Annotated in this window: 14 protein-coding genes; 5 read left to right on the plus strand and 9 right to left on the minus strand. The window is 65.4% G+C overall.

Going from position 1 to position 16,527, the window contains the following annotated elements; genetic code table 11:
- The first annotated feature begins 6 nt into the window (after nucleotides 1-6).
- Entirely contained in the window at nucleotides 7-522 is a 516-nt protein-coding gene (locus NA5_RS13375) for a hypothetical protein (protein WP_062985554.1), read from the plus strand.
- Here NA5_RS13375 and NA5_RS13380 read toward each other — a convergent pair.
- The 3 genes from NA5_RS13380 to NA5_RS13390 all read right to left on the minus strand — a co-directional run bounded on the left by NA5_RS13380 (nucleotide 508) and on the right by NA5_RS13390 (nucleotide 3,970).
- Nucleotides 508-1,539 carry a glycoside hydrolase family 172 protein gene (locus NA5_RS13380; protein WP_062985556.1) on the minus strand — a complete coding sequence of 344 codons (1,032 nt, stop codon included), beginning with the start codon at nucleotides 1,537-1,539 and terminating at the stop codon, nucleotides 508-510. The genes NA5_RS13375 and NA5_RS13380 overlap by 15 nt on opposite strands.
- Nucleotides 1,540-1,621: 82 nt before the next feature.
- A complete protein-coding gene (locus tag NA5_RS13385; RefSeq protein WP_062985558.1) occupies nucleotides 1,622-3,034 on the minus strand; it encodes an L-fucose/L-arabinose isomerase family protein in 1,413 nt (470 codons plus the stop codon).
- Nucleotides 3,035-3,127: 93 nt separating this feature from the next.
- Nucleotides 3,128-3,970 carry an SDR family NAD(P)-dependent oxidoreductase gene (locus NA5_RS13390; RefSeq protein ID WP_062985560.1) on the minus strand — a complete coding sequence of 281 codons (843 nt, stop codon included), beginning with the start codon at nucleotides 3,968-3,970 and terminating at the stop codon, nucleotides 3,128-3,130.
- Between the two features lie 107 nt (nucleotides 3,971-4,077).
- Between NA5_RS13390 and NA5_RS13395 the strand changes: the two genes are divergently transcribed.
- Complete coding sequence (locus NA5_RS13395; RefSeq protein WP_062985562.1) at nucleotides 4,078-4,668, plus strand: TetR/AcrR family transcriptional regulator; 591 nt, start codon at nucleotides 4,078-4,080, stop codon at nucleotides 4,666-4,668.
- Here the strand turns inward: NA5_RS13395 and NA5_RS13400 are convergent.
- From NA5_RS13400 to NA5_RS13420, 5 genes are all read right to left on the minus strand, one after another.
- The gene (locus NA5_RS13400) at nucleotides 4,646-5,527 is read right to left on the minus strand and encodes a glycoside hydrolase family protein (protein WP_062985564.1); all 882 of its coding nucleotides are present in this window, start codon (nucleotides 5,525-5,527) and stop codon (nucleotides 4,646-4,648) included. The genes NA5_RS13395 and NA5_RS13400 overlap by 23 nt on opposite strands.
- A 282-nt stretch (nucleotides 5,528-5,809) precedes the next feature.
- Complete coding sequence (locus tag NA5_RS13405) at nucleotides 5,810-6,685, minus strand: hypothetical protein (RefSeq protein WP_062985566.1); 876 nt, start codon at nucleotides 6,683-6,685, stop codon at nucleotides 5,810-5,812.
- A gap of 48 nt (nucleotides 6,686-6,733) precedes the next feature.
- Nucleotides 6,734-7,498 carry a tyrosine-protein phosphatase gene (locus NA5_RS13410; protein WP_062985568.1) on the minus strand — a complete coding sequence of 255 codons (765 nt, stop codon included), beginning with the start codon at nucleotides 7,496-7,498 and terminating at the stop codon, nucleotides 6,734-6,736.
- A 4-nt stretch (nucleotides 7,499-7,502) separates the two neighbouring features.
- Nucleotides 7,503-9,698, minus strand: a complete 2,196-nt coding sequence (locus NA5_RS13415) for a pyruvate, phosphate dikinase (RefSeq protein ID WP_063813350.1) — start codon at nucleotides 9,696-9,698, stop codon at nucleotides 7,503-7,505.
- Nucleotides 9,699-9,889: 191 nt separating this feature from the next.
- The gene (locus NA5_RS13420) at nucleotides 9,890-10,942 is read right to left on the minus strand and encodes a zinc-binding dehydrogenase (RefSeq protein WP_218020090.1); all 1,053 of its coding nucleotides are present in this window, start codon (nucleotides 10,940-10,942) and stop codon (nucleotides 9,890-9,892) included.
- Between the two features lie 150 nt (nucleotides 10,943-11,092).
- Between NA5_RS13420 and NA5_RS13425 the strand changes: the two genes are divergently transcribed.
- On the plus strand, nucleotides 11,093-11,779 hold the full coding sequence (locus NA5_RS13425; RefSeq protein ID WP_218020091.1) for an AraC family transcriptional regulator: 687 nt from the start codon (nucleotides 11,093-11,095) through the stop codon (nucleotides 11,777-11,779).
- Between the two features lie 76 nt (nucleotides 11,780-11,855).
- A complete protein-coding gene (locus NA5_RS13430) occupies nucleotides 11,856-12,587 on the plus strand; it encodes a maleylpyruvate isomerase family mycothiol-dependent enzyme (protein ID WP_063813352.1) in 732 nt (243 codons plus the stop codon).
- Here the strand turns inward: NA5_RS13430 and NA5_RS13435 are convergent.
- Complete coding sequence (locus NA5_RS13435) at nucleotides 12,534-14,813, minus strand: ATP-binding cassette domain-containing protein (RefSeq protein ID WP_062985748.1); 2,280 nt, start codon at nucleotides 14,811-14,813, stop codon at nucleotides 12,534-12,536. The two genes, NA5_RS13430 and NA5_RS13435, sit on opposite strands and share 54 nt — an antisense overlap.
- A 60-nt stretch (nucleotides 14,814-14,873) precedes the next feature.
- Here NA5_RS13435 and NA5_RS13440 point away from each other — a divergent pair, with 60 nt between their 5' ends.
- Entirely contained in the window at nucleotides 14,874-15,839 is a 966-nt protein-coding gene (locus NA5_RS13440) for a helix-turn-helix transcriptional regulator (protein WP_062985580.1), read from the plus strand.
- Nucleotides 15,840-16,527 lie beyond the last annotated feature (688 nt).

Raw genomic sequence — 16,527 nt, forward strand, 5'->3', positions numbered from 1 at the left:
TTCCGGATGAGGCAGACTGTCGCGGTGAACGACGACCCGGACCGGCACGTCGACGTGCACGTCCGCACGGGCGACGGAACCACACTGCCCGCCCTGACGGATCCGCTGCTGGATGATCTGCTGCGCGAACCACCCCACCCGGAATATCCGGCGATCGTGGTCGAACGCGGCGAGCACGCCTACATCCAGGCTCGCCTGCTCCCCGACGGTGTGTACGAACTCGAGCACCGCGCGGCCGGATCGGCGGAGTGCTTCCAGATGTACACTCCCGATGCCGAGCTGGTGCGTGATGTCATGTGGTCGTGGATCGACGAAAACGCTTGGTGGCGCGACAGTGTCGGATGGTATCGCGTCGATCCGGCGGTCGCGGAATTGGAGGCCGCCCGGCGCGAGTTGTCCGGTCTGCTGGACGGACTTTCGGTCATGGACGGTATCGAATCGGCGATGGATGATGCGTTGAGCCGCGCCGACGAGCTACTCGCCATGGAACTTCCGGATGATGACGAGCTAGACCGAGGTTAGGCGGCTCTGGTACCACAGCGCCGTTGTCGCGATATCGGCTTCGGCCAGCGGGAGATAGGTGCCGTCGTCGTGCCAGCCGAGCGCCTGCATCGTCACGCGCAACTCGTCCTGGAAGCAGATCGGATCACGAATATGCCAGCGGTACATGCCGAATCGCTGATCCGGCTGATAGATCTGATCGGGCGGCAGGACCTGATGCAGGCCGAGGTAGGGCGTCGAATATGTCCGGTACGCGCCGTCGAGGTCGAAATTCCATGCGCCACCGAAGTAATCCTCGGTGCCGGTGCCACACAGGGTCGGATGGGTGGTGTCGCCGTCGAGGTAGAACTTCAGCTCGCCCTCACCCCACCAGCCCGGCGCGCCGGGGCGAATCGCCAGATAAGTGCCGACGTATCGGCCGGGACCCGGCACGGTGTCGAGAATTGTGTGCACGGTGGGCTCGCCGAGTGGCGTGCTCTGGCGTCGTAGCGCGTGCAGATATCCGGCGGAGTTCGGGACGTCTTCCTCGTTATAGGTGAATTGGTAGTAGACCGGCACCGCACGATCACTGCCATTGTGCAGTGTGATCCTGGCCTGCACACGAAAAGGCATGGGCCAGAAGCTGTTCAGACCACCGGCGGGAGCGACCACCACCATCTCGGAGCGCACCAACGCGAGCTCGTCCCAGCCGTTGCAGAAGAAATCACCGAGCGGCAGGTCGATCGATGGCTGGGGTTCGCGATCCCAGTACATGCGCAGGGTGAGCTGTCGCAGCACCGCACGGTCGGTGGTGAGCCAGCAATGGCGCAACACACCGGGGCCGGAAATATCCGCGAGCGTGACGGTTTCGCCCGCGTCGAGGTGAATCGACGGAGAGATCTTCCAGCCTGGCCCGAGCAGCCGTGCCGCATGTGCGCCGGTGCCCTCGATCGCGCGGGCTCCCGCACCGGGGGAGCCGGTCGGATTCTCCGCACTGATCGAGCGGGTCCGTGCGGCGTCGAGCCGCCAGAGTTCCGATGCCGAACCCGGGACGGTCACGGCCGGCCGTATCGATCATCGATCAGCACCAGGACACCCTTGGAACTGGAGGGCCCGATATCGACGCCGAGGAATGCGCTCGTCATCGGGTGAACTCGTCGAGGGTGATATCGAGCAGATCGCAGGCCGCCCGAACGGTGGCACGATGGTCGCCGGGGACGGCGTGTATATGGTTGGCGCCGAACCGGGACAGGAAATCCTCGGCATGTGCGTCCAATCGGGCGAAGGCATGCGGCCATTCCCAGGTGGACTGTTTCATCAGCGATTCATTGGTCGCCTGGTCATAGGTCTCGAAATCGCCGAGCATCAACTGCATTCGATAGTCGCCGTCCTTGCGGGTGAGACGGGCCAGGGTCATGCGGCCGGGCGCGGCCAAATGATGCACCGAGGCACCGCCCGCCGGGAAGAAGAACACCTCCGGATACAGATGTACGTTGGCGAGATTCTCGGTCGGCTCCTCGCTGCGTGCCGAGAACCAGGTGGCGTGCTGGCCCGAGTTGCACAGATCCCAGATATCGCGGTCCGCGTGATAATGCCGGACATCCGCGAAAAGCACCGGGGTGTCGGCGATCTGCTGCAGCAGCCGCATAGTGAGTGCGCCGTCCATATCCGCTTCGGTCGCACACACATGGGGTTGTTTGGGGCCGTTCCAATCATAGGGATCGTTGAGGAACGCCTCGGTGATATCCATGGTGGCGAAATACTGGGTGAGCTCGGGCTGGCCCTTGATGCCCGAGAAGTCCAGCCGCCATTCCTCGATCAGCTCACGCACCGCCAGATACGAGCGAATCTGGCGTTCCAGCAATTCCGGAGTGAGCTTCACACCGTCGTAGTGCACACCGGCGGTATTGCGCTCCAACCACTCTCGCGCGCCCTTCGCCTCACCGGCATCGGCCTGTTCGGCGCGGCGCACGATCTCCCACTGGTCGATCTCCTCGACATCGATGCCGAACAGGCGCTGCCACTGATCGGTATTGGCGACCGCCGTATTCATCCCCATCGGCCGACCGCCGAAGCGCCCGAAGGTGCTGCCGCGCAAGCCCGATACGGCGGCCGCAGCGGTCGCCCGGGTACCGATCGCCTCGATCAGCTCGGTATCGGCCGGATTGCCCCACAACCGGGTGTGCGCGCGGCCGATCTGATCCAACGCACCACCCGCGGCCAGCATGCCGACCATGCCCGGTTGCACCGGATCGATATTGGACAGCAATAGCAGCGGACCCGGTGTCGCGCCCGCGGCCAGCATGGTGAAATGCGGGAACGCCCAGACCGCGTAATGCAGCACCGTGAGATCCACACCGGCGGTTGCCACTTCGCGTGCCACCGATCCGGCCAGTGCGTTGCTACTGATCTGCGTCGGGCCGCGAACCACCTCGTGCCCGGCCGCCCGCAACGCTGTGACCAGCCGATCCTCGGCCGACTCGATGAACTCCGCTATCCCGGCGTGCACATAATCACGCCCATCGGACAGGCTCATGACTCCGATCCGCGCCATCCCGACCGCCTCCCAACCCGCAGGCCCCCTCCAGGATTATCTATCCGAAGGGGGCCGCCGGTGGTCGGCTTCGGGCGAGCGGAGCCGAGGTCGTTACCGGCCGGTGACCCGGCTGTCGACCAATTCCGCGGTGATCGCATCGAGTCGCCGGGCACTCTCTGGATCGAAATCCTTGCCCGCCAATGCGAGTCGCGTGCGGCGCCGGTAGGCGGCGAGCGGTTCGGTCGGCGGATGGTCGATCAGTTCGGCGATCGGGACGATCGCCTTGTGCACCGGTTGCCCGGCGAGCCGCAGCCAGGTCTTGGTGAGGATGCGGTGCGCCGTCGGCAGCGAGTCGGCCATGGCGGTGCGCACCATCAGCGGGTTGTAGAGCACATATCGCGTGCGGGCTCCCGGATGACGTTGCGAAAATGCCACGCCGAGCAGGTCGATGCAGCGCGAGGACTGCATGGCCGCGCGCATGCCGCGATATCCCGTACGCAGCTGCAGATCGTCCCATTCGATGGTGCCCGGCAGTCCACCCGAACCAGCGATATTCATGATGACCGGGGCTTCGGCGCGTTCCAGTGCGTCGAAGAGCCCGTGCCCGATGACGTAGCGGCTCAGGTAGGCAAGGGCGAAGGTGTATTCGAAGCCGTCGGCGGTCTCCTGACGTGCGGACCGGAAGTTCTGCGCGCCGAATACGACGCCGTCGACGGTCTCGGTGACCGCCGCGACTTCCGCGATGACCTGGTGCATTCCCGCGAGTGTGCTCAGGTCGGCCTGGATGAAGCTGGCTCGATCGGCGGCGCCGAGTTCGGCGGCCTCGCGCAGGAATCGGGCGCCCTTGACCGCGCCACTGGCCACCGCGAGCACACGGTCGCCGCGGCCGAGGAAGTGCAGGCCGAGACCCTTGCCCATGCCGTCGGTACCGCCGGTTATCACGTAGGTGCGCATCGAATCGCTTCTCCTCGAATCGTTTTCGGATGAGTCATCGGCCGATGACATCGAGGCTAGGAAGTCTTCGAGATACAAGTCAACATTTGGTGACTTATGCTGACCAAATGACCGAAACCGCAGCGCCGGGCCGTCGGCGCGACCGTGCCGCCACCCGAGCCGCACTCTTGGACGCCGCCCGGATCCGGTTCGCCACGACCGGATTCGACCGCACCGGAGTCCGCGATATCGCGGGTGATGTGGGCGTCGATCCGGCGCTGGTATTCCGGTACTTCGGGTCGAAGGAACGGCTCTATGCCGAGGCGATGCATATCGAGATCCCGAAAGGCGTTGCGGCCGATCGACATCGACCCGTCGTTTCGATCGCGGATGCCCTGCTACGCGATGTCGTCTTCGCGGAATGGCCAGAATTCGGCGGTGAGCATCCACTGGTTGCGGGGCTGCGATCGGCCGGTCATGAAGTCATGCGCGACCAGTTGCGCGCGCAACTCTGCGATGGCTATCTGCGGGAGATGGCCACGCGCCTGGGCGGTGCGGACGGCGCATTGCGCGCGGAATTGATCGGTGCGCTGCTACTCGGCTTGGGTGTCATGCGCACGGTGGTCGGCGCACCCGCGGTGTCCGAAGCGTCGTTCGAGCAGATCAGGGTGCTGGTGGCGGGCATGGTTCGATCGCTCAGCGGGGAACGGCCGCGGTGACGGTGCGCGGGGTGGGGAAGTCGAGCGGTGCGAGGTGGACGCCGCCCTGTGCCCAGCCCGCGCTGGTGATCCACCAGCGGTCGTCGTCGCGCACGAGTTCGGCGGCGTGCGCGGCGATATGGCCGACCTTGTCGCCGATGCGGAACCGGAAGGGGTTGTCGCTGCGGAATACGTCGGTGCCGACGTAATGCGGCCGCGGACCGATGAACAGGTACCACCAGCCACCGTGGTGCGCCACGAACGGTGATTCGGTGTTGCCCGCTTCGGTGCCGATGGTCGGGTCGGTGTAGGCGATATGGCGGTCGCCCCAATGCCGGAGATCGCCGCTGGTGCGATAGGCGACGACATGGTGCCCGCCGCTCGGTGTGCTGGTTGCGCAGTAGTACATGACCCATTTCTCGCCGATGCGTAAGACCATGGGATCCCTGGCGTCGTAGCCGTCGCGAAACAGCGGTCCGGCGCGGCTGCGAGTCCAGCGGAACAGGTCGGTCGAGGTGGCGAGGTTGATGGTGGCGGCGGTGCGGTCGGGGCCGCCGCCCGCGTAGAACATGTAGTAGCGGCCGTCGACGCCGATGACATGCGGCGCCCATAGATGTGTTTCGCCGTAGTCCCGATCGACGGTCAGGGCGGATGGCCGCTTGCTCCACGGCCCGTGCATCTCCTCCGCGGTGGCGTGGGCGAATTCCGTTTCGTGGAACGGGTCGGCGGGTTCGGGATGGGTGATGCCGAACAGGTGCCAGCGGCCGGATTCGTCGCGGACGATGGTGTGGTCGTTGATATACCAGGGATGCTGTTCACCCTCGCCGGGGTTGTAGATCCTCGTGAACGCGCCCGCTCTCACCACCTCGCGCGTCGCCATACACCTCATGATGACGTGCGCGGACCTCGTTGAGGTCAGGTCTGGAGCATCGGGATGTCGCGGGTCAGTGGACTGGTGGGTGCTTCGGGGCCGTGTCTTCGGAATATCAGGTGATGGTTGTTGGGCTTCGGCTGCTCGAGGACGGTGTCCCGTTGCTACGAGGTTGGCTCGGGAACTGCGGGCTCGCATGTCGTTTGGCTCAGGCCTGTGGACAGGGGTGTCGATGGCTCAGGCGGTCTGTGCTGCCTCGAGCTGATCCACTGGGGTTTGGGGAGCAGAGGATTAAGGTGCCGGTGGCTCGGGCGTCGTCGGCTTCGACGCTGTGGACGCGGGTGCCGTTTTTTCGGGCGCCGTGGTCCGGGATGCCGTTGAATCCTGCGCTGTGGGCACGGTCGACGTTGCCTCGGGAGCGGTCGGCTCGGGCGTCGTCGGCTCTGGTGCTGTGGGTTCGGGTGTCGTTGATTCCGGTGCTGTGGGTTCGGGTGTCGTTGATTCCGGTGCTGTGGGTTCGGGTGTCGTTGACTCCGGTGCTGTGGGCTCGGGCGTCGTTGACTCGGTCGCTATCGGCTCGTGTGTCGTTGGCTTCGGCGTTGCGGGCTGGGGCGCCTCAGGCTGGTTCGCTGTCGGCTGGGGCGCAGTGGACTGAGCTACTGGTGGTTGCGGAGCTAGCGACTGAGATTCTGTCGCCTCGCGCGCGGCAGCCCGCTGCTGGTTACGCCGCAGCACCGCCTGGCTGAAACTTGTACTGCTGAAATGCGTTCCGTAGACGCCGAGCGCGACTACCCCGGCCGCGATCACCGCGACACCCGCGCTCCAGTCGATATGCCAGAACGCCGCGACCACACCGACGAGTGAGCTGAGCAGGGCAATGGCCTTGGCCGCCTCATCGGTCATGCTCGGGTTCGGCGCTTGTTCGCCCGACTGCCATTCGTCGAGCATCAGCAGCACCGCGAGCAGTGGCAGCGAGATCGCGAAGGCGATCATGGAGATCCGCCCGGATGTGCCGAGCGGCGAGGCCGTGAGGAAACCCTGGAGGATGACGACGCCGATGGCGATCAACCCGCCGTACATCAAGCTGTTCTGCTTGGCGAACTTCTTCTTCTCGGTCGGGGTGACCAGCTTCGCGTAGTCGACATCGTCGTGCACGTTGGTGACCATACTGGACCTTGGGCGGTAATTCCGGGTGAACAATCGCCACCGCGGGAACTAGCCGACGAGCACCGCGCGGAGCCTGGCGAGTTCCGTGCCGGATAATCCGTTGGCGCGCAGCCATTCTGCCGCTCCGCCATGGGTGGTGTGCAATTCGTCGAGGAACCGGATGATCACATCCGGATCGACGCCGAGAATGCCGGTGCGGACCGGCGGCAGCCCGTGATAGGACGGCAGCGCGTCCAGGCGTTCGCGGATGCGTTCCAGGCGTTCGCCGGTGAGCGCGTAATCGGTGGCGATGGCCTCGGCGGCGACACCCACCGCGTCCAGCACCATGGCCGCGAGGATGCCGGTGCGGTCTTTGCCTGCGGCGCAATGGAAGAGGACCGAGTGCCGCTCGGCGTCGCCGATCAGCCGCGCCGCCGCCACAATGGATTCGCTACTGCCGGTGAGAAGTTCGCGGTAGAGAGCGACCAGGTCGTAGTCTCTGCCGTCGGGAACCAGCTCGGCGGGTGTCGCGACGACTTCGGTCGCCTTCCGCACCGGAAGATTGACCATGCGCACTGCCGCACTGCCGGTCAGCAGGCCGTAACCCTCGCGCAGCACCTCGTCCGGGTTGCGCAGGTCGATCAGTGTGCGCAGGCCGACCGGGCCGGTCAGGACGGCCAGGTCCTCCGCAGTGAGATGCTGCGGTGTGCTGGATCGGTAGACGACGCCGAATCTGGTTGTGCCGCCGCCGGTCACCGGAAGCCCGCCGAGGTCGCGGACATTGTCGATCTCGGCGAACTCCACCCATCGCCGCTGGGCGTTATCGGTGAACATCGCGCTAGTGGGCCCGGCCCGCGGCGGCCTCGTCGGCGCGGCTGAGCCCGCACAGCCCGATGAGGTCCTCGTGCAACTCGAACCACACCGTGTGATAGCTGTCCATGACCGGCCGAGCCACCCAGCTGTGGTCGCCGCCGTTCATCCGCTCGACGGCGCGGGCCAAACGGTCGGTGTAGGGCGCGAGGCGCGGCGCGATAGTGCCGATGCGTTCGACGAGGGGAGTTACGCCAGCGTGCAGTGCGGTCAATCGTGCCAAAACCGCTGCGTCATAGACGTTGTCGGAATGATCGTTCACCGTGCTCGCGTCCTTCATCTGCCAGGCCGTGATGACTGCCTTCAGCTCGGCGTTGAACTCGCAGAATTCATCGTAGGCCGCAGCGAGCGCGCTCCGGTCGAGATCGGCGCGCTCGTGTTCGAGAAATTGGGCGAGTTGTTCGCGGCCCTGCGGGGTCAGGCGGACGCCGACGGGTGTGCTGGCGCATAGCCCGCGCGTCACGAAATCAGCGGTGCGCGAGGCGGCTTCGGCCTCGGCGATCGGGAGGCTGGCTGCGATGGCCTCCGGTTGTACTCGACCCTTGATGCCGATCAGGCGAAGGACGGCGAGTTCGGAAACATTGTTGCCGTTGGCTTCTCGGGCCATCGGCGAATTTTCCGTATCTGCCGCGGAGCGATCTTCGTCCGGTGTCGACAGGAACGCGGGCAGCTCGCCCGATTCGACCCCTGCCCATTGTGCGAGTCGCTCGACATCTTCTATTACCGAGGCATCCACCGCCTTTCCGCTCACTTGTCCCGGCCATACGGTGCCCGCTCCGCCATCGACGGTGACGACATGACCCACCAATGCCTCGACAATGCCGGGGCCGCAGCCGACTACGCACGGACGGCCCAGCTCCCGGCTGACCAGCGCGGCATGCGAGGTGGCCCCGCCGAGTTCGGTGACGATGGCCTGCGCCGCGATCATTCCGTGCAGATCGTCCGGGCTGGTAGTCGGGCGTGCCAGGATCACCTGCTCCCCTGCGGCCGAACGGGTTTCGGCCTCGTCGGGATCGGTGACCACAATGCCGGAGGCGAGTCCAGGACACGCGGATTCGCCCCGGGCCAAGGGCTGCCGCCCGGTGTGGTCGCCCGATGCGGGCAGCAGGACTGTGCGCACTTGGTCGGCCGCGATCCGGCGCAGTGCCTCGTTCTGGTCGATCAGCCCCTCGTCGACCATGGCCACGGCGGCGCGAACCGCCGCACGCGCAGAGCGTTTCGCCGGTCGCGCCTGCAATAGCCACAGGCGGCCGGATTCGACGGTGAACTCGATGTCCTGGATATCGCGGCCATCGCGCTCGAGCAGTTCGGCGGCGTCGAGCAATCGCCGGTGCACGTCCGGCAGTGTCACCGCGAGTTCGTCGAGTGGGCGCGGGGTGGTGCGTCCCGAGACGACGTCCTCGCCCTGCCCGCCGACCAGCCATTCGCCGAAGACCGCACGGTCGCCGGTGTTCGGATTCCGGCTGAACAGCACGCCGGTCCCCGAGAGCGCGTCGAGATTGCCGAACACCATGGCCTGCACCGTGACCGCCGTGCCGAGCGCATCGGAAACGCCCCGGGTACGCCGATAGGTCTTGGCTCGTGCGGAATCCCATGAACGAAATACCGCGGTGATCGCGCCACGCAACTGCTCCCATGGATCCTGCGGCACAACGCCATTCGGATCACCCAGCACGATCTCCCGATACTGGGTGACGAACCGACGCCGAGTATCACTGGCGTATCCCGGATTTCGCGTATCGGCGGTCAGCGCCCGCTCGACCGAATCGTTCATGCCCAGATTCAGGACGGTATCCATCATCCCCGGCATGCTCACCGCGGCACCGGACCGCACCGACACCAGCAATGGACGCTCGGCGCCCCCGAACCGTCGCCCCGTGCCGCGCTCCAACGCGGCGATGCCGTCGCGGACCCGCGCCCAGATCTCCGCGTCGAGCGCCCCACCGTTGATCCCGAATTCCGCCCAGGCCTGGGTCGTCAGCACGAATGCGGGCGGCACCGGCAACCCCAACCTCCGCATATGATCGACGCTCCACGCCTTGCCGCCGATCCGCTCCCGCGAAAGTCCGCACGCCCCATCGAGTTCCACAACGACCGAACCACCGGCACCGGCCGTCCCGAAGGCGGCCCCCGGTCGCCGCACCGGCTCCACTCCGATCGTCATAACACTCCTTCGGTCATCGACAGCCATCACGCACCCGGCGCATGTCAGGGGCAGATCATCGGGCTGCTGGCCCGAACGCCCTGGCAATGGCGCAACCCCGCAGCGCACACCGCGGGCAGCCCGATTTCAGCCTGCCGTCCCGCTCGGTTCCGGCGTACTGGACGTCTCGGTCAGCAGGATGCGCCGAGTGGTCATGGCAGCACGACAACCTTTCCGGCGGCTCGGTTGTTTTCCATGTGGCGGTGGGCCGCGACAATGTCGTCGAGGCCGAAGACACGGTCGATATTGGGTCGATAGACGCCCGCCTCGACCTGGTCGATGACGCGCTGCAATACGGTCGTGCCCGCGCTGCCCTTGAAATCGTCGCTGTGGAAGGCCGTGAGTTTGGTTCCGGAGGGGATCATCGCTATCGGTTCGAAGTCCGGAATCAGCCAGCCGCTGAGCGAGCCCGATACACACACCGTTCCACCACGACGGACCAGGTGTAGCGAGTTCACCACCGTGCTCGTCCCGACAAGATCCAATACATAGTCCGGACCCTCGGGCCATACCGCCTGCACGCGCGCCGTCAGCGATTCACCGGTGTCGAGCAGGACGTGGTCGACGCCAGCCGCGGTCAATGCGTCGATCTTGTCTTGCCGCCGGGTCGTGGCCGCGGTCTCGATGCCGTAGCCGGAGGCGATCGACGCGGCCGCCATCCCCACCGACGAGGTCCCGCCACGGATCAGCAGCCGCCCCCGACCACCCGGCACGACGCCTAATGCGTCCAGCGAGCCCTGTGCGGTCAAGTAGGTCTCGGGCAGCGCGGCAAGTACGTCCCACGGCAACGTGGTGGTGACCGGCATGAGCAGCGAATTCGGCAATAACGCATACTCCGCGTAGCCGCCGTCGAACTCCCGGCCCATCTCACCCATCACCGCCGCGACGGTCGTCCCTTCCGGCAGCGTGGGATCCGTTGAGGCTGCCACGATTCCGACGCATTCGATGCCGAGCACACGCGGGAACCGCACGTTCGGGGAATGCCCTTGACGGGTCCTCAGTTCCGATCGGTTCAAGCCCGCGCCGTGCACCCGCACGAGGCTCCAGCCCGCCCGAACCGCTGGTATCGGTAGCTCACGGAACTTCAGTACCTCCGGGCCACCGGGCCCGACACAGACCGCCGCTCGCATTGTCGTACTCACCTCGACGGGTGAGTTTGTCCGGGACATCGTGCCGCCGATATCGGCTGAGTGCAGATCATGCATGCGTTCACTGTCGCGGGAAGGCCGTGTGGCTGGCTACCGATAGAATGCCAACATATGCCCGTTGGCCGCCAAACTTCCCAGCCCGATCGGACGTCACGTCTATGGCCGTCCGGAGGAGTGCATCTCTGGCCGTCCGGGGGAACAAGCACAGTGCATTCCCATCCACGTGGCCATCTGGTGTACGCGGCCCGTGGCGTCCTGTCGGTGCACACCGAACGCGGCACGTCGATCGTTCCAGCCAATCGGGTCGCATGGACTCCCGCCGGATTCACGCACTACCACCGGGCACACAGCCACACCGATATGCGGATCCTGTTCCTACCGGCATCCCTGGCCCGGCTCGCACCGGAGCAACCCACGGTGTTCATGGTCTCCGGCCTCGCCCGAGAAATCCTGCTGACCCTCACGGGCCCACGCGAATTCGATCGCGCCGCGCTCGCACGCCTGCGCCGGGTCCTCGTCGACGAGCTCCGCGAAGCACGCGAGCAGCCTTTGCAACTGCCCGAACCACATGACGATCGGTTGCAAGCGATCGCGCGGCTGCTCTACCACCAGCCCGCGGACAACAGCTCACTTGCCGAACTCGGGCAGCAGATCGGCGCCAGCGCCCGCACGCTCAGCCGACTGTTCCACAACGAACTCGGCATGACCTTCTATCAGTGGCGCACCCAACTACGCATCTATCACGCACTCGTGCTGCTCGCCGACGGCCACGACACCACCCAGGTCGCCCATGCCTGCGGATGGGCGAATCCCAGCGGCTTCATCGCAGCCTTCACCACCATCATCGGCACCACTCCGGGGCGCTACCGAACCAGTCGCGACCGCATGGCCTGAGCAGTCCGACCTTGAGTTGATCAGCTTCGCTGACTATAGTAGTCAGAGAAGCTGACCAAATACATCGGAGGCCGATATGGACCGGGATGCGCAGTGGCGGGTCATCGAGCAGCAACGACATGCCGTCGCCGACGTGCTCGACGACCTCACGCCGAGCGAGTGGGAGCTGCCATCGCTGTGTGCGGGCTGGCGAATTCGGGATGTGGCCGCGCACATCGCGTTGGCGTCGCAGCCGCCAGGACCGCTGGATATGCTTCGCGAAGGCCTGCGGGCGCGCGGGCGGTTCCATCGGCTGAATCACGATGTGTCCGCTCGCTATGCCGATGCGGGACATGATCTCGCGGCCGAGATCCGCGCGCATGCGGCATCGCGAAAGTTGCCGGTGGTCACCAACTATCGCAATATCCTCTACGACATCATGGTGCACGGTCAGGACATCGCGATCCCGACCGGCAGACAGATCGAGCTCCCCATCGAAGCCGCGGCGACGGCAGCCACTCGGGTCTGGACCATGGGGTGGCCATTCTGGGCGAAGCACCGGCTGGCGGGATTTCGGCTCGTCGCGACCGACACCGACTGGGCGGTCGGCGCCGGAGACGAGGTACGTGGTCGCATCGCCGACCTGCTATTGCTGACGACGGGTCGTTCGGTTGTCATGCCGCGTCTGTCCGGTGCGGGTGTCGGCAAGCTCTGGATGCGGTTGTCGTATCGAAATCTGGTCCGAGGGGTCGCGTCGAGGGGGCGTGGCCGGGCGTCATCCGACGCTGCGCCGCAGATAGTCGGCGGTGATGGAGCGCTGATCATGTAATAACGCCGAAGGTGTTCCGGTGAAGACGATTTCGCCGCCGTGCTTGCCGCCGTCCGGTCCGAGATCGATCACCCAGTCGGCTCGTTTGACGACCTCGAGATCGTGTTCGATGACGATGACCGTATTGCCCGCGTCGACCAGCCGGTCCAGCAGGGCGACCAGGGCATCGACGTCGGCCATGTGCAGTCCGGTGGTCGGCTCGTCGAGTACATAGATGCCGCCGCTGCGGTGCAGGTGATCGGCGAGCTTGATGCGTTGACGTTCACCACCGGACAGTGAACTCAGCGACCGGCCGAGCGACAGATAGCCGAGACCGACCTCGTTCAATGCCCGCAGCGGAGTCCGAATCTTGCTGCCCGCCTGGCCATTCCAGAAATCCAACGCCTGCTCCGCGGTCATATCCAACACATCGGCGATCGACGCACCGCGCACGGTGTAGCCCAGCACCTCGGCACGGTAGCGGCGTCCGTGACAGCTCTGGCACACAGTGGTGATCGGATCCATATACGCCAGATCGGTGAAAATGACTCCCGCACCGCCGCATTCGGCGCAGGCGCCGTCGGAATTGAAGCTGAACAGCCCCGGCTTGACGCCGTGCTCCTTGGCGAAAACCTGCCGCATCGGGTCCATGATGCCGATATAGGTTGCGGGGCTCGAGCGTCGGGAGGCCGCGATGGCGGACTGGTCCACCGCGATCGTCCGCGGGTAGGTGCGCGCGAATGCGCCCGATACCAACGTGCTCTTGCCCGAACCCGCCACACCCGTGACCGCGGTGAGCACGCCGGTGGGAAACCGCGCGGTCAGATTCTTCAGGTTGTACGAATCGGCGCCGGTGACGGTGAGCCAGCCGGTCGGGGTGCGGCTCGCGGTTTTGACCGGTTGCACCCGCCGTAGCCGCTCACCGGTCGACGTGCCGGACGTGCGCAACTTTTCGACGGTGCCCTGGAAGACGACTTGACCGCCGTGCCCGCCCGCACCCGGCCCCATATCCACGATGTGGTCCGCGACCGCGATGACATCGGGGGAGTGCTCGACCACCAGCACTGTATTGCCCTTGTCGCGCAACTGGATCAGCAGGTTGTTCAAACGACCGATATCGCGCGGATGCATGCCGACGCTGGGTTCGTCGAAGATATAGGTCATCCCGGTGAGACTGGAACCGAGATGCCGAACGACCTTGAGTCGCTGCGCTTCTCCACCGGAAAGTGTGGCTGTCTCGCGATCCAGTGCGAGGTAGCCGAGCCCGACCTCTTCGATCCGGCGCAACCGGGCGATGGCGGCATCGGCGATCTGGGCGGCGGCGGTTTCATCGAGCTCGCCGAGCACCTCGATGAGATCCGACACCTCCATGCGGCCGAAGTCGGCGATGCCGAGTCCGTTGATCCGGCTCGCCAGCGCGGCGGAATTCAACCGTGCGCCACCGCATTCCGGACACGTCCGGGCATGAACGATTTCCATCGCCGCCGCGCGAATCTTGTCGCTCAGCGCGCCGAGGTCGCGTTTGATGTAGAGCCGGTCGAAGCGCTCCAGCAGGCCCTCGTAGGCGTTGCTACCCATCGAACCGGTCTTGTTCGGGCGCGGTACCCGGAAACCCTTGCCGCGCAGGAACAACTGCCATTCATCCTGGGTGAAGTCGCGTAAGGGCTTGTCCGGGTCGAACAGTCCGGACTCCGCGTAGATCTGCCACTGAAATGTGCCCACCGCGAACGGTGGAAAGTTGATGGCGCCCTCGTTGAGCGATTTCGAGGTGTCGACCAGCTTGTCCAGATCCGGCCGCACGACTCGGCCGAGCCCGCCGCACTCCGCACACATGCCCAACGGGTCGTTGAACGAATAGCGGGTCGCCTCACCCGCACTCGGGTCGCCATGCCGGGAGAACAGCACTCGAATAATGGACTGGATATCGGTCATGGTGCCGACGGTGGAGCGGGAATTCCCGCCGATGGGCTTCTGGTCGACCACCACCGCTGGGGCCAGATTGTCGATCACATCGGCCTCGGGTCGCTCGTATTTGGGCAGTCGGTTGCGGATGAACCAGGTGAAGGTCTCATTGAGCTGACGCTGCGATTCGACGGCCACGGTGCCGAAGACCACCGACGATTTGCCCGATCCGGATACGCCGGTGAAGACGACGATCTTGCCTTTGGGGATGGCCAGGGAGACATTGCGCAGGTTGTTCGCGCGGGCCCCGATGATCTGGATGGTGTCTCGGTCTGCGTTCACCATCGCCACGGTAGGTGGCAATGAGGTCAGAATCGGTCCTCATTGCGGCGGATACTGGGGGCTGTGACCGAAACCGCCGCCCGCCTGCTGCAACTGCTGTCCCTGTTGCAGACCCGCCGCGAATGGACCGGCCCGGAGCTGGCCGAACGCCTCGGCGTGACGGTCCGAACGGTGCGCCGCGATATCGAGCGGCTGCGGGAGCTGGAGTATCCGGTGCGTGCCAGTCTCGGTTCGATCGGCGGTTACCGCCTGGAGGCCGGGACGGCACTGCCGCCGCTGCTGCTCGACGACGAAGAGGCCGTCGCGATCACGCTCGGGCTGCGCAATGCGGCGCTGGGCGCGGTCGAGGGTATCGATGAGTCATCGGCACGCGCGCTGGTCAAGCTGCAACAGGTATTGCCCGGCCGACTGCGCCGCCGAGTCGAAGCGGTGCGGTCGGCGACGGTATCGCTGGGCGGTCCGGCCGCCGGACCGATGGTCGACCCGGAAACCCTGGTCGTCCTGGCCGCCGCCTGCCGCGACCGGGAACGCATCCGCTTCCACTACCGCGATAAGGGCGATGCCGAGACCCGCCGACTGACCGAACCGCACAGCCTTGTCTCGGCGGGTCGCCGCTGGTACCTGGTCGCCTGGGATCTCGACCGCACCGACTGGCGCACCTTCCGGGTGGACCGCATCGATTCTCCGCAACCGATCGGAGTACGCAGTGCCTCGAGACAATTACCTACTGAAGACGCGGCCGCCTTCGTCACCCAGTCCCTGGCGCAGTCCCGACCGCTGCGCCGAGTCGTTTTCCTCGTCCACGCTCCGGCCGCGCAACTGATCGAAACCTTTCGAGTCCGCCCCGAGGAAATCGAGCCCATCGACGACCAATCCTGTCTGCTCCGGACCGCCGCCGACTCACTGGAATGGACCGCCGTGCGAATCGCCCACCTCGGCCTCGAATTCGAGGTCAGAGAACCGCCCGAGATGGCGGAAATGCTCGCCGAACTCGGCGCGAAATTGCTGCGCGCATCCGGAGCGAGTTGAGCGCAGGGTTGAGCTGGGTCGGACTCCCACCTGCGCAATTCCCCGGACCCGCCATCGCGTGCGTGGCAACTAGTGCCGCGTCCAAATTGCTTGCTGCGCTATCCGGCAGCCCGTCGAGCGTAGTGATATGGCGGTCGAATTCGCCGTGGGCGACCACCATTCGACTACGTTCGACGGAAGCCGCGGCAGCAGAAGCTATCTGGACACGGCAACTAGTTGGAGACCCATCATTTCCGCATAGCCGATGCACTGGACACAGGCGCGTCAATTGACGGGCATTTATCTGAATGCGGGAATGGTCCGAATGCCATCAGCGAGATAGCGCGGAAAAGGCAGGCGCGGCAACATGATTGGTCGTAGCAACCGTGACAGCGCGCGGAGTTTCGGCCAGTGGGCTCGGTGTGCCATATAGCGTGGCGACGATGACGGCCAGTACGAATAGGCTGCCGAGGGCGAGCACGATTTGCACCCATGACGGGCAGGTGTACTGCGTGGATCTGGTCCTGAACTGCGATACGTGCCCGAACGGCGCCGGGCGTGGTTGGTGCCGATATTTCACAAGGTGTTCCCTTGAAGTAGTTGAAACACAACTCGATTCGCGGTGCAACGGCGAGTTCCTCCGCGTCCGGAGTCGTCGCGTGGAGAATATCCTGACAGCACAGCAGTTTTAGAGCAACCACTTCCGAAG

Origin of the sequence: Nocardia anaemiae NBRC 100462, from assembly GCF_001612725.1 — a bacterium.
GTDB lineage: Bacteria > Actinomycetota > Actinomycetes > Mycobacteriales > Mycobacteriaceae > Nocardia > Nocardia anaemiae.